Annotated in this window: 5 protein-coding genes and 2 rRNA genes (1 of these 7 running past the window's edge); all 7 read left to right on the top strand. The window is 60.2% G+C overall.

Annotation, left to right across the window (positions count from 1 at the left end; all coding sequences use genetic code 11):
- A 23S ribosomal RNA gene (locus tag AC3IP0_RS03245) occupies positions 1-1,878 on the top strand (it extends 1,016 nt beyond the left edge of the window).
- 151 nt (positions 1,879-2,029) lie between these two features.
- Positions 2,030-2,145: ribosomal RNA gene (rrf, locus tag AC3IP0_RS03250) — 5S ribosomal RNA — on the top strand.
- 154 nt (positions 2,146-2,299) lie between these two features.
- The gene (gene recC / locus AC3IP0_RS03255) at positions 2,300-5,749 is read left to right on the top strand and encodes an exodeoxyribonuclease V subunit gamma (protein WP_489326641.1); all 3,450 of its coding nucleotides are present in this window, start codon (positions 2,300-2,302) and stop codon (positions 5,747-5,749) included.
- Positions 5,749-9,438 carry an exodeoxyribonuclease V subunit beta gene (gene recB / locus AC3IP0_RS03260; RefSeq protein WP_489326642.1) on the top strand — a complete coding sequence of 1,230 codons (3,690 nt, stop codon included), beginning with the start codon at positions 5,749-5,751 and terminating at the stop codon, positions 9,436-9,438. Before recC ends, recB begins: the two co-directional genes overlap by 1 nt.
- A complete protein-coding gene (recD, locus tag AC3IP0_RS03265) occupies positions 9,435-11,543 on the top strand; it encodes an exodeoxyribonuclease V subunit alpha (protein WP_489318234.1) in 2,109 nt (702 codons plus the stop codon). The genes recB and recD overlap by 4 nt, the downstream gene beginning before the upstream one ends.
- Before the next feature lie 118 nt (positions 11,544-11,661).
- Positions 11,662-12,237, top strand: coding sequence for a regulatory sequestration protein YfiR (gene yfiR / locus AC3IP0_RS03270; protein WP_489326644.1), 576 nt, complete (start codon positions 11,662-11,664; stop codon positions 12,235-12,237).
- Positions 12,234-13,502 (top strand): diguanylate cyclase DgcN/YfiN, encoded by a 1,269-nt coding sequence (gene dgcN / locus AC3IP0_RS03275; RefSeq protein ID WP_489326646.1) that lies wholly within the window; start codon positions 12,234-12,236, stop codon positions 13,500-13,502. Before yfiR ends, dgcN begins: the two co-directional genes overlap by 4 nt.
- Positions 13,503-13,504 lie beyond the last annotated feature (2 nt).

Genomic DNA, 13,504 nt, shown 5'->3' on the forward strand with positions numbered 1-13,504 from the left:
GAAACGATGTGGGAAGGCTTAGACAGCTAGGAGGTTGGCTTAGAAGCAGCCACCCTTTAAAGAAAGCGTAATAGCTCACTAGTCGAGTCGGCCTGCGCGGAAGATGTAACGGGGCTCAAACCATACACCGAAGCTACGGGTATCACCTTCGGGTGATGCGGTAGAGGAGCGTTCTGTAAGCCTGTGAAGGTGAGTTGAGAAGCTTGCTGGAGGTATCAGAAGTGCGAATGCTGACATGAGTAACGACAATGGGTGTGAAAAACACCCACGCCGAAAGACCAAGGTTTCCTGCGCAACGTTAATCGACGCAGGGTTAGTCGGTCCCTAAGGCGAGGCTGAAAAGCGTAGTCGATGGAAAACAGGTTAATATTCCTGTACTTCTGGTTATTGCGATGGAGGGACGGAGAAGGCTAGGCCAGCTTGGCGTTGGTTGTCCAAGTTTAAGGTGGTAGGCTGGAATCTTAGGTAAATCCGGGATTCTAAGGCCGAGAGCTGATGACGAGTGTTCTTTTAGAACACGAAGTGGTTGATGCCATGCTTCCAAGAAAAGCTTCTAAGCTTCAGGTAACCAGGAACCGTACCCCAAACCGACACAGGTGGTTGGGTAGAGAATACCAAGGCGCTTGAGAGAACTCGGGTGAAGGAACTAGGCAAAATGGCACCGTAACTTCGGGAGAAGGTGCGCCGGTGAGGGTGAAGGACTTGCTCCGTAAGCCCACGCCGGTCGAAGATACCAGGCCGCTGCGACTGTTTATTAAAAACACAGCACTCTGCAAACACGAAAGTGGACGTATAGGGTGTGACGCCTGCCCGGTGCCGGAAGGTTAATTGATGGGGTTAGCTAACGCGAAGCTCTTGATCGAAGCCCCGGTAAACGGCGGCCGTAACTATAACGGTCCTAAGGTAGCGAAATTCCTTGTCGGGTAAGTTCCGACCTGCACGAATGGCGTAACGATGGCGGCGCTGTCTCCACCCGAGACTCAGTGAAATTGAAATCGCTGTGAAGATGCAGTGTATCCGCGGCTAGACGGAAAGACCCCGTGAACCTTTACTATAGCTTTGCACTGGACTTTGAATTTGCTTGTGTAGGATAGGTGGGAGGCTTTGAAGCGTGGACGCCAGTTCGCGTGGAGCCAACCTTGAAATACCACCCTGGCAACTTTGAGGTTCTAACTCAGGTCCGTTATCCGGATCGAGGACAGTGTATGGTGGGTAGTTTGACTGGGGCGGTCTCCTCCTAAAGAGTAACGGAGGAGTACGAAGGTGCGCTCAGACCGGTCGGAAATCGGTCGTAGAGTATAAAGGCAAAAGCGCGCTTGACTGCGAGACAGACACGTCGAGCAGGTACGAAAGTAGGTCTTAGTGATCCGGTGGTTCTGTATGGAAGGGCCATCGCTCAACGGATAAAAGGTACTCCGGGGATAACAGGCTGATACCGCCCAAGAGTTCATATCGACGGCGGTGTTTGGCACCTCGATGTCGGCTCATCACATCCTGGGGCTGAAGCCGGTCCCAAGGGTATGGCTGTTCGCCATTTAAAGTGGTACGCGAGCTGGGTTTAGAACGTCGTGAGACAGTTCGGTCCCTATCTGCCGTGGACGTTTGAGATTTGAGAGGGGCTGCTCCTAGTACGAGAGGACCGGAGTGGACGAACCTCTGGTGTTCCGGTTGTCACGCCAGTGGCATTGCCGGGTAGCTATGTTCGGAAAAGATAACCGCTGAAAGCATCTAAGCGGGAAACTTGCCTCAAGATGAGATCTCACTGGGACCTTGAGTCCCCTGAAGGGCCGTCGAAGACTACGACGTTGATAGGTTGGGTGTGTAAGCGCTGTGAGGCGTTGAGCTAACCAATACTAATTGCCCGTGAGGCTTGACCATATAACACCCAAGCAATTTGCGCTTAAAAGCCAGATTGCGGTGTGTGAAGACGAAACGAACCGAAAGTTCGAGATACTCACAAAACACCAAACTATCGCATACCCAATTTGCTGAAGCGAGGCCAGCCGGCCACGACTCAGTACCCGAATTTCTTGACGACCATAGAGCGTTGGAACCACCTGATCCCATCCCGAACTCAGCAGTGAAACGATGCATCGCCGATGGTAGTGTGGGGTTTCCCCATGTGAGAGTAGGTCATCGTCAAGATTAAATTCCGAAACCCCAATTGCGAAAGCAGTTGGGGTTTTGTTTTTGGCCGCGGGAAAGTTCGTACAGCAACAGCGAGCAGGTTCACGCTGTCACCGTCTCCCGACAATGCTAAGGTTCGCCCCTGGCGTTTGTATTTTCCAAGGAAGCCTTTATGCCGGACGCGACGTCCCTCAGTGCTGGTTTTATGGTGGTTCACGGCAACCGCCTGGACGAGTTGCGCAGCCTGGTGGTCAGCTGGATGCGGCGCTACCCGCTGGCTCCCCTGGAGAATGAAATCGCGTTGGTGCAAAGCAATGGCATTGCCCAATGGCTGAAGCTGGCACTGGCGGAAGATTCTGAAGACGACGACATGGGTGGCTGTGGCATCGCTGCCGCCATCGACGTGCAGTTGCCCGGCAGCTTCATGTGGCAGCTCTATCGCATGGTCCTTGGCCGCGACGAAATTCCGGTCAAGTCCCTGCTCGATAAAGCCCCGCTGACCTGGCGTCTGATGCGCCTGCTGCCGCAGTTGATCAACCAACCGCACTTCGAGCCACTGCAGCGTTTCCTGACCCATGACACCGACCTGCGCAAACGCTATCAACTGGCTGAGCGTCTGGCGGATCTGTTCGACCAATACCAGGTGTACCGAGCTGACTGGCTCGAAGACTGGGCGGAAGGTCGTCATCAAACAAGAAACGCCAGGGGCGAAGCCAAACCCCTGACCCCGGCCAATTGCTGGCAGGCAGAGTTATGGCGCGCACTCTTGCTGGATGTGGGAGCAGAAGGCATGGCGCAAAGCCGTGCCGGTGTCCATCAGCGATTTGTCGAGCGTATTAACCATCTCGAAGCCGCCCCCAAGGGATTACCCTCGCGAGTGATCGTTTTCGGGATTTCCTCCCTGCCTGCTCAAGCCCTGGAAGCACTGGCGGGACTGGCACGATTCAGCCAGGTCCTGCTGTGCGTACACAACCCGTGTCGTCACCATTGGGCGGACATCGTCGCCGATAAAGACCTGTTGCGGCATCAATACAAGCGTCAGGCCCGCAAGAGCGGCATGCCGGTAGTGATCGATCCGCAAACCCTGCATCAGCATGCTCACCCGCTGCTGGCGGCATGGGGCAAGCAGGGGCGGGACTACATCAACCTGCTCGACAGTTATGACGATCCCAACAGCTATCGTTCGGCATTCCGCGACGGGCGCATCGACCTGTTCAGTGATGGTCAGCCGCTGAACGTGCTCAACCAGTTGCAGGACGACATCCTCGAACTGCGCCCCCTCAATGAGACTCGGGAGCGTTGGCCGGCTATCGATCTGCAGAAGGACGAGTCGATCCGTTTTCACATCGCCCATAGCGCCCAGCGAGAAGTCGAGATCCTCCACGATCAACTGCTCGCGCGCTTCAGCGCCGACCCGACACTGCGGCCCCGGGACATCATCGTGATGGTCCCGGACATCGACAGCTACGCACCGCATATTCGTGCCGTGTTTGGTCAGCTTGACCGCCAGGATTCTCGCTTCATTCCGTTTACGTTGGCTGACCAGGGCCAGCGTGGTCGCGATCCTTTGCTGATTGCTGTGGAGCACCTGCTAAAGCTGCCTGACAGCCGATTCCCCGTCAGTGAGATTCTCGATCTGCTGGACGTCCCCGCACTGCGCGCTCGTTTTGGCGTCGAGGAGCGTGATCTGCCAACGCTGCACCGCTGGATCGAAGGAGCCGGCATTCGCTGGGGCATGAATGCCGAGCAACGTGCCGGGCTCGGGTTGCCTGATGAACTTGAGCAAAACAGCTGGCGTTTCGGCTTGCGACGGATGTTGCTCGGTTATGCCGTTGGCAGCGCCGATGCTTATGAGGGTATCGAACCCTACGACGAGATCGGTGGCCTGGACGCTGCGCTCATCGGTCCGCTGGTTGCGTTGCTGGACGCGCTGGAAGTGGCTCACCACGAACTCTCTCAGCCTGCATCGCCGGGGCAATGGGGCTTGCGCTTGCAGGCTTTGGTGCAGTTGTTCTTCCTTGCCGGTAACGAACACGATGACTACTTGCTGGCCCAGCTCGAAGAACTGCGCGAGACCTGGCTCGAGACCTGCGAATCCGTTGGGTTGCAGGACGAATTGCCGCTGACCGTCGTCCGAGAAGCCTGGCTTGCAGGTCTGGATCAGGGCCGTTTGTCCCAGCGTTTTCTGGCCGGTGCGGTCAACTTCTGCACCCTGATGCCCATGCGCGCCATCCCGTTCAAACTGGTATGCCTGCTGGGCATGAATGACGGCGATTATCCGCGCGCGCAACCGCCGCTGGACTTCGATCTGATGGGCAGTGATTACCGTCCAGGTGACCGCTCTCGGCGCGAAGATGACCGCTACCTGCTACTGGAAGCCTTGTTGTCGGCCCGGGACCAGCTTTACATCAGTTGGGTGGGTCGCAGCATCCGCGATAACAGCGAGCGACCTGCGTCGGTACTGATCGGTCAGTTGCGTGATCACCTGGCCAGCGGTTGGCGATTGCTGCATAGCGACGAGGATCTGCTGGAAGCCATGACCCGGGAACACCCGTTGCAACCCTTCAGTGCTCGCTACTTTCACGACGGGGATGAGTCGTTCAGCTACGCCAGCGAATGGCAGGTGCTTCATCAGGCGATAGAGCAACAGGCAAGCGCCGAAGTGCTCGCGCCTCACGTTCAGGACGAACCACTGAGTCTCGGTCAGGTGCAGGATTTCCTGCGCAATCCGGTACGGCATTTTTTCAGCCAGCGACTGAAGGTCTTCTTCGAGGCGGCGGAAGTGCCGTTGGCCGATGAAGAGCCTTTTGTCCTGGATGCGTTGCAGCGTTACAGCCTCAGCGACCGTTTGCTCGAAGCGGCGCTGGCAGATCCGGGTAATTCCGGGCAGGCACTGGAAGATCAGGCGAAACGTTTGCAGAACAGCGGGCTGCTGCCCATGGCCGGATTCGGTGAGTGCCTGCAACGCGAGTTGATCGAGCCATTACCTGACTTGCTGCAACGCCACCAACGGCTCCTGGCATTGTGGCCAACACCCCTCAGCAGCGCGTTGCCCGTCAGTCTTGAACTGCAGGGCCTGCACATCGAGGGCTGGCTCAGCGGCCTGCATCAGCGTGCTGATGGTGGTTTGTTGTCTATCACAACGATCCCCAACAGTATCGGCTCGATCAAGTCGCGCAAATGGCATCGACTGACACGCCCGTGGGTCAATCATCTGATGGCTTGTGCCAGTGGCATGCCGCTGACCACCGCATTGGTGGCCAGCGACGACAGCCTGTTGCTCGGTCCGCTGGACCAGTCCACGGCGCGGAAAGTTCTCGGTGACCTGTTGATGGCCTGGCAGTCGGGGATGCGCCAGCCTCTGCCGATCGCGGTCAAGACAGCCTTCGCGTGGCTGGGGCAAACCGATCCGGTCAAAGCCGAGGCCGCTGCGCGCAAGGCCTATGAAGGTGATGGGCAGACGACGGACGGAGAGCGCCGCGAAAGCCCGGCACTGGCTCGCCAATTCGCCGATTACGATGCCTTGGTCGCCGACGAGACATTCCCCCAGTGGTGTGACGCGCTCTATCGCCCGCTTCTTGAAGCGCCCTGGCGTTCACTGTCCAGCGAGGAGTCGCGCTGATGAGCACGAAGACACCTCTGGCCCTGGCATTCCCGCTGCGTGGCAGTCAACTGATCGAAGCCAGCGCCGGGACCGGCAAGACGTTCACCATTTCCGCGTTGTACCTGCGTCTGGTGCTTGGCAATGGCGGAGAGGGCAGTGGCTTCGGGCGTGAGCTGTTGCCGCCGCAAATCCTCGTCGTGACCTTCACCGACGCCGCGACCAAAGAGCTGCGCGAACGCATCCGCACGCGGCTCGCCGAGGCCGCACGATATTTTCGCGATGAAACACCGGCCCCCGACAGCCTGATTGCCGAGTTGCGTGATCAGTACTTGCCCGAGCAATGGCCCGGCTGCGCAAACCGCCTGGATATCGCCGCCCAGTGGATGGACGAGGCGGCGGTGTCGACCATCCACAGTTGGTGCCAGCGCATGTTGCGCGAGCACGCATTCGACAGCGGCAGCCTGTTTACCCAGACCCTGGAAACCGACCACAGCGATTTGCTGGGGGAAGTCCTGCGCGATTACTGGCGGCTGTTCTGTTACCCGATGCAAGGTGACGCCTTGAATTGGGTGCGCAGCAATTGGGGCGGGCCGGCGGCGCTGCTGCCGCGGATTCGTGCGCTGTTCGCCAGCGAGCGGGATGCGCATGAAGGGAAAGAGCCCGCCGAAGTGATTTCGCAATGCCTGCAAGAACGACGGGCGGCCCTGATCGAACTCAAGAAGCCCTGGCTGCATTGGGCGGACGAGTTGCTTGTCATCTGTCACCAGGGCGTTGCCACCAAGTCCGTCGACGGTCGCAAGATGCAGGCACGCTATTTCGAGCCCTGGTTTGAAAAGATCAAAGCCTGGGCCGAGGACGAATCCCTTGAGCAACTGGATATCGGCACCGGTTTCACTCGCCTGACCCCGGATGGCATGGCTGAAGCCTGGAAAGGCGAAGCACCTCGACATCCGGGACTCGATGCGATGGCCGGCCTCAAGGCCTGTCTCGATGGGCTGCCGACACCTGACGCGGCCGTACTGCAACATGCGGCCCGCTGGGTCGGTGCGCGATTCGAGGAAGAGAAACGCCGCCGCGCGGAAATGGGTTTCGACGACATGTTGCTGCGCCTTGATGCGGCCTTGCAGTCCGATGGCGGTGAGCGACTGGCAACCCTGATTCGTGAACAGTTTCCGGTCGCCCTGATCGATGAGTTCCAGGACACCGACCCGGTGCAATACCGGATCTTCGAGAGCATCTACCGCATTGAAGAGAACAGCCCCGAGTGCGGTCTGTTCCTGATCGGCGACCCGAAACAGGCGATCTACGCTTTTCGCGGTGCCGACATCCATACCTACCTGCGCGCCCGCCAGGCCACCACCGGCCGCCTGCACACCCTGGGCACCAACTTCCGCTCAAGCCACGGCATGGTCAACGCGGTGAACCATGTGTTCGAGCGCGCCGAAGCCCGGGTGTCAGGGCGCGGTGCTTTCCTCTTTCGGCAGAAGAATGGCGACAACCCGGTTCCGTTCACGCCGGTTGCCTCCCAGGGCCGCAAAGAAGTCTTGCGCATCAATGACCAGGCAATCCCGGCGTTGAACATCTGGCACTTGCCGGCCGAACAACCGTTGTCCGGTGCGGTGTACCGGCAACAACTGGCGGCGGCCTGCGCCAGTGAAATCACGGCATTGCTCAATGGCGGGCAGCAGGGGCAAGCGGGGTTCTCCCAGGACGGCAAAGCCTTCAGGGGCCTGCTGCCGGCGGACATCGCCATCCTGGTCCGTGACGGCAAGGAGGCGCAGGCGGTTCGTGGGCAATTGGCCGCCCGTGGCGTGCGCAGTGTTTATCTGTCGGATAAGGACTCGGTGTTCGCCGCCCAGGAGGCGCATGACGTGCTGACCTGGCTCAAGGCCTGCGCAGAGCCGGATGTCGAGCGACCGCTGCGGGCCGCGTTGGCCAGCATCACGTTGAACCTGTCGTTGACGGAACTGGAGCGGCTGAATCAGGACGAATTGGCCTGGGAATCCCGGGTCATGCAGTTCCGTGGCTATCGCGAAGTCTGGCGCAAGCAGGGCGTACTGCCGATGCTGCGACGGCTGCTGCACGACTTCCGTTTGCCCCAGGCGCTGATCGCCCGCAGTGACGGCGAGCGCGTCTTGACCAACCTTCTGCACCTTTTCGAACTACTGCAGCAAGCCGCCGCCGAACTCGATGGCGAGCAAGCCCTGATCCGGCATTTGTCCGAGCATCTGGCGTTGTCCGGGCAGGCTGGCGAAGAGCAGATCCTGCGTCTGGAAAGTGATGAGCAATTGGTCAAGGTCGTGACCATTCACAAGTCCAAAGGCCTTGAATACCCCTTGGTGTTCCTGCCGTTCATTTGCTCGGCGAAACCGGTGGATGGCAGCCGCCTGCCGTTGCACTACCACGATGAATCCGGCAATGCCCAGGTCACGTTGAAGCCGACGACAGAGTTGATTGCCCTGGCTGACGATGAGCGTCTGGCCGAGGATCTGCGCTTGCTCTATGTCGCCCTGACCCGGGCGCAACACGCCTGCTGGCTGGGGGTGGCCGACCTCAAGCGCGGCAACAACAATGGCTCGGTGCTGCATCTGTCGGCATTGGGTTATCTGCTGGGCGGCGGTGCGCCTTTGGCCGATTCCCCGGCGTTGCAGCTTTGGTTGCGGGACTTGCAGCAGGACTGCCCGGCACTGGCCTATGCCGAGATGCCTGAAGCAACTGCAGAGCATTACCGGCCACCGCAAAACGACGCGGCGCTGCTGGTTCCGCTGGTTCCGAAACGCAAGGCCAGTGAAAACTGGTGGATCGCTTCCTACAGCGCGTTGCGCATTGGCGACACCCTGAGTGTCGGCACCGACGAGGCGCCGGAAAGCCCGCAGGCGCAAAAACTGTTCGATGACGAACGCCTCGATCCACAGGCCCCAAGGGAAGTGGTGGCTGGCGGCGGCGATATCCATCGCTTCCCGCGTGGCCCCAACCCCGGCACCTTCCTCCATGGCTTGCTCGAATGGGCGGGGGGCGAGGGTTTTGATGCGGCACCGCAAGAGGTGATCGACGCCATTGCCCGTCGCTGCAACCGTCGAGGCTGGGAGGGCTGGATCAGCACCTTGAGCGACTGGCTGCAGCATTTGCTCAAGTCGCCGCTGCAACTGGGCGGCGGTCAGGCACCGGTGATATTCGGCCAGTTGACGCAGTATCAGGTCGAGATGGAGTTCTGGTTCGCCAGCCATAAGGTCGATGTGCTCAAGCTCGATGCCCTGGTGTGCCAATACACCCATAACGGCGTGGCCCGGGTGGCCGCGGAACCTGTCTTGCTCAACGGCATGTTCAAGGGCTTCATCGACCTGACGTTCGAACATGACGGCCGCTACTACGTTGCCGACTACAAATCCAACTGGCTCGGCGTCGATGATGCGGCCTATACCGCGCAGGCCATGGAACAGTCGATTCTCGACAACCGTTATGACCTGCAATACGTGTTGTACCTGTTGGCCCTGCACCGCCAGCTCAAGGCACGGCTCGCCGATTACGACTACGACCGGCATGTCGGCGGTGCGTTGTACCTGTTTTTGCGCGGCACCCGTGCGGCCAGCCAGGGTGTGTTTTTCGCCCGGCCGCCAAGAGAGCTGATCGAGCGTCTGGACATGTTGTTCCAGGGCAAGCCAGAACCCAAGGCCGAGCCCGCCTGGGAACAGGGAGTACTGTTATGAGTCGCACATTCGCCGATTTGTTGCCCACATCGCTGGCAGCCGAAAGCCTGGCCGATCTGGCGCCGCTGAGTCGTGCCGACGACTTGCTGTTGTTGCTCACGCGTTGGGTCGAGCGTGGCTGGTTGCGCGCGCTGGACAAAGCCTTTGTGGCGTTTCTGCACGAACTGGCACCGGAAGATGATCCACTGGTGTTGCTGGCAGCCGCGCTGACCAGCCACCAGTTGGGCCACGGGCATGTCTGCCTCGACCTGTTCGAGACGCTGAAAGAACCGGACTTCGCCCTGTCGTTACCACCTGAAGGTGACGTGCAAGGCGGCGCGATGCTGTTGCCCTCGCAATTGCTGGGATCGCTGGACGGTGCTCATTGGTGCAAGGTGCTGGCCGCCAGCAACCTGGTCGCGCTGGCCGCTGACAGTCGTGACAACGTGCGCGACCGGCCTTTGGTGTTATCGGGCAAACGCTTGTACCTGCGCCGCTATTGGGCGTACGAGCGGCGGATCGACCTCTCGCTGCGTGAGCGTCTGACGGAACACGAATCCACGCCGAATGACTTGCTCCAGCGCCTCACCGGTTTGTTTGGTCCTGCCCGGCCTGGTGACGTGATCGACTGGCAGAAGCTGGCCTGCGCGCTTGCGACCCGCAGCGCCTTCAGCATCGTCACGGGGGGGCCGGGAACCGGCAAGACCACCACCGTCGTGCGCTTGCTGGCGTTGCTCCAGGCGCCAGCGGTCGAGGCCGGCATGCCCCTGCGCATTCGCCTCGCCGCACCGACCGGCAAGGCCGCGGCGCGTCTGACAGAATCCATCAGCCAGCAAGTCCGGACCTTGAAGGTCACCCAAGACATAAGAGACAAGATCCCCTCCGACGTCACCACCGTTCACCGTCTGCTCGGCAGCAGGCCCGGGACTCGTCATTTCCGCCATCACGCGGGCAATCGCCTGCCGCTGGATGTGTTGGTGGTGGACGAGGCCTCGATGATCGACCTGGAAATGATGGCCAACCTGCTCGACGCCTTGCCGGCCCATGCGCGTCTCGTGCTGTTGGGGGACAAGGATCAATTGGCTTCGGTAGAAGCCGGTGCGGTGTTGGGGGACCTGTGTCGCGACGCGGAGGCTGGCTGGTACAGCCCGCAGACACGCCAGTGGCTGGAAACCGTCAGTGGCGAAAACCTGCAGGCCAGCGGCTTGCAGGAAGACGCGCAGGGCACTCATCCATTGGCTCAACAGGTCGTGATGTTGCGCCATTCCCGGCGATTCGGTGAAGGCAGCGGCATTGGTCAACTGGCTCGCTGGGTCAACCAGCAGCAACCCGAAGAAGCCCGCAAGTTGTTGTCTGCGCGAAGCCATGACGATGTGTATTGCCTGGCCCTCAAGGGGGAGCAGGATCGGGCTCTGGAACGCTTGCTTCTCGACGGCCATGGTGAGGGCCCGCAGGGTTATCGACATTACCTGAGCGTGCTGCGCAATCAGCGGCCGCCGCTGGACAGGCCGCTGGAAGACTCGTGCTGGATTGATTGGGCTCGACAAGTGCTGCAGGCCTTCGACGCGTTCCAGTTGTTATGTGCCGTGCGCAAGGGGCCGTGGGGTGTAGAGGGCTTGAACCAGCGGGTGACGGGGGCATTGCTCAGGGCGCGGCTGATCGACAGCGACCAGCAGTGGTACGAAGGTCGCCCTGTCCTGATGACCCGCAACGATTACGGGTTGGGTTTGATGAACGGCGATATCGGCATTGCCCTCAAGCTCCCGGAACAGGAAGGCCACGGGACTGGCAGGCAGGTTCTGCGTGTGGCGTTCCCACGCAATGATGGCCAGGGTGGTGTGCGGTTTGTCCTGCCCAGCCGTCTGAATGATGTCGAAACCGTGTACGCCATGACCGTGCATAAATCCCAGGGCTCGGAGTTCGCACATACCGCGTTGATTCTTCCCGATGCCTTGAATCCGGTACTCACCAAGGAACTGATCTACACCGGAATTACCCGGGCCAAGGACTGGTTCACCTTGATCGAGTCGCGTACGGGGGTGTTTGAAGAGGCGGTGAAACGCCGGGTCAAACGCTTGAGCGGGCTGATGCTGGAGCTCAAGGACGGCAGCGAGCCGGCAGGCTGAAAGGTCAGTAACGGTTGTAGGAAAATGTCCGAGGCTGCGTAGTACGTGGCCTCGCTGGCATTTCGTTGCTGTGCTATCGTTGCGGCATCATTTCGCTACGGTCAAAGAGTATCCCTGCATGAAGGTGGCTGTCAGGACGACAGAGCGCGTCGTTGGCTGTAGAAAAGCGCTGCTGGCCATCCTTCTCTGTCTGCTGGCCAGCGTCGTTTTCGCTCAATCGCAAGCCCCGGTGGGCATGGCGGACCAGCGCGCCAAAGCGGTTACCCAGGTGGTCCTCGGAATCCTCAGCTATGCGCGCTGGCCCGTCGAGCCTTTGCTGCTGCGCTTGTGCCTGGTCGGCCCTACCGAATACACCGACGACCTGGTCAAGGGCACAACCCAGGCGACAGGTCGACCTGTCACGGTGCAACGCTTGTTGGCCGACAACCCTTCGATTGCCGGTGACTGCGATGCGGTTTACATCGGCAAGCTGACCGGCGAAGAACGCAGCCGATTGTTTGCCGCGTTGATCGGGCATCCGGTGTTGAGCATTAGTGAGAGCGATGAGCAATGCACCGTCGGCAGCCTGTTTTGCTTGCGGGTCAGCGACGAGCAGGTGTCGTTCGAGGTCAATCTGGACTCTGTTGCCCGTAGCGGCGTACGCATTCATCCGAGTGTGTTGCAACTGTCCCGTCGCAAGCCGGCGGCGCCATGAAAATACTGACACCGGGCAGTCGCCCGACTTTGCATTCGGTCATCGGTCGCGGCAATTTGCTCGTTGCGCTGGTGGGCGTCGCCATGGCCAGTGTTTCACTGACGTTGCTCGGCGTGCTGGCCTTGCGCGTGTACGCCGACCACAACCTGCACCTGATCGCACGCTCGATCAGCTACACCGTGGAAGCCGCGGTGGTTTTCAACGACAAACCTGCCGCCACCGAAGCGCTGGCGTTGATTGCCTCCACCGAAGAAGTGGCCGACGCCCAGGTGTTCGACCGGCAGGGCCAGTTGCTGGCCCGCTGGCAACGACCGGAAACCGGTTGGGTGTCCGATATCGAATTGCACATCGCCAAAGCGTTTCTGGAAGAACCCATGAGCATGCCGATCCTCCATCAAGGGCGGGAAGTCGGCAGCATCAGGCTCACCGGTCATGGCGCCAGCCTGATGCGCTTTTTGCTCAGCGGTCTGGTGGGTATCGTGCTGTGCACGGCCATCAGTGCCTGGGTTGCGCTCTTTTTGGCGCGTCGACAACTTCGCGGGATCATCAAGCCCCTGCGCAACCTGGCCGCCGTCGCCCACGCCGCGCGCAGTGAACGCGCCTTCGACAAGCGCGTGCCGCCCGCCGATATTGCCGAACTCGATAATTTCGGCAACGACTTCAATGCCCTGCTCGATGAACTCGAAGCCTGGCAGTCGCACCTGCAAAGCGAAAACGAATCCCTGGCTCACCAGGCCAGCCACGACAGCCTCACCGGATTACCCAATCGGGCGTTTTTCGAAGGTCGCCTGATGCGCGCGTTGCGCAACGCCAACAAGCTCGGCGAGCGAGTGGCGGTGCTGTTTCTCGACAGCGATCGCTTCAAGGAGATCAACGACAGTTTCGGCCATGCGGCGGGTGATGCGGTGTTGGTGGCCGTGGCCAATCGGGTTCGGGCGCAACTGCGGGAAGGTGACCTGGTGGCGCGCTTGGGTGGCGATGAATTTGCCGTGCTGCTGACGCCACTGCACAAGACCGAAGACGCCGAACGGATTGCCGACAAGATTCTGGCCAGCATGGACATGCCGATTCCATTGCCGGGCAGTACCCAGGTACTGACCTCACTCAGTATCGGGGTCGCGGTGTACCCGGATCATGGCGCAACGCCGGGTGCCCTGCTCAACGCCGCCGATGGCGCGATGTACCAGGCCAAGCGCCTGTCCCGAGGCGCACAGTACACGGCAGGGTCGGAGCACCCTGCCGCCGATGTTCAAAACAGGAGCTGATT

Source organism: Pseudomonas sp. GL_103, from assembly GCF_057835175.1.

Coding starts and splice junctions, on each gene's coding strand:
- recC (WP_489326641.1), top strand. CDS start 2,300: ATGCCGGACGCGACGTCCCTCAGTGCTGGTTTTATGGTGGTTCACGGC.
- recD (WP_489318234.1), top strand. CDS start 9,435: ATGAGTCGCACATTCGCCGATTTGTTGCCCACATCGCTGGCAGCCGAA.
- yfiR (WP_489326644.1), top strand. CDS start 11,662: ATGAAGGTGGCTGTCAGGACGACAGAGCGCGTCGTTGGCTGTAGAAAA.
- dgcN (WP_489326646.1), top strand. CDS start 12,234: ATGAAAATACTGACACCGGGCAGTCGCCCGACTTTGCATTCGGTCATC.
- recB (WP_489326642.1), top strand. CDS start 5,749: ATGAGCACGAAGACACCTCTGGCCCTGGCATTCCCGCTGCGTGGCAGT.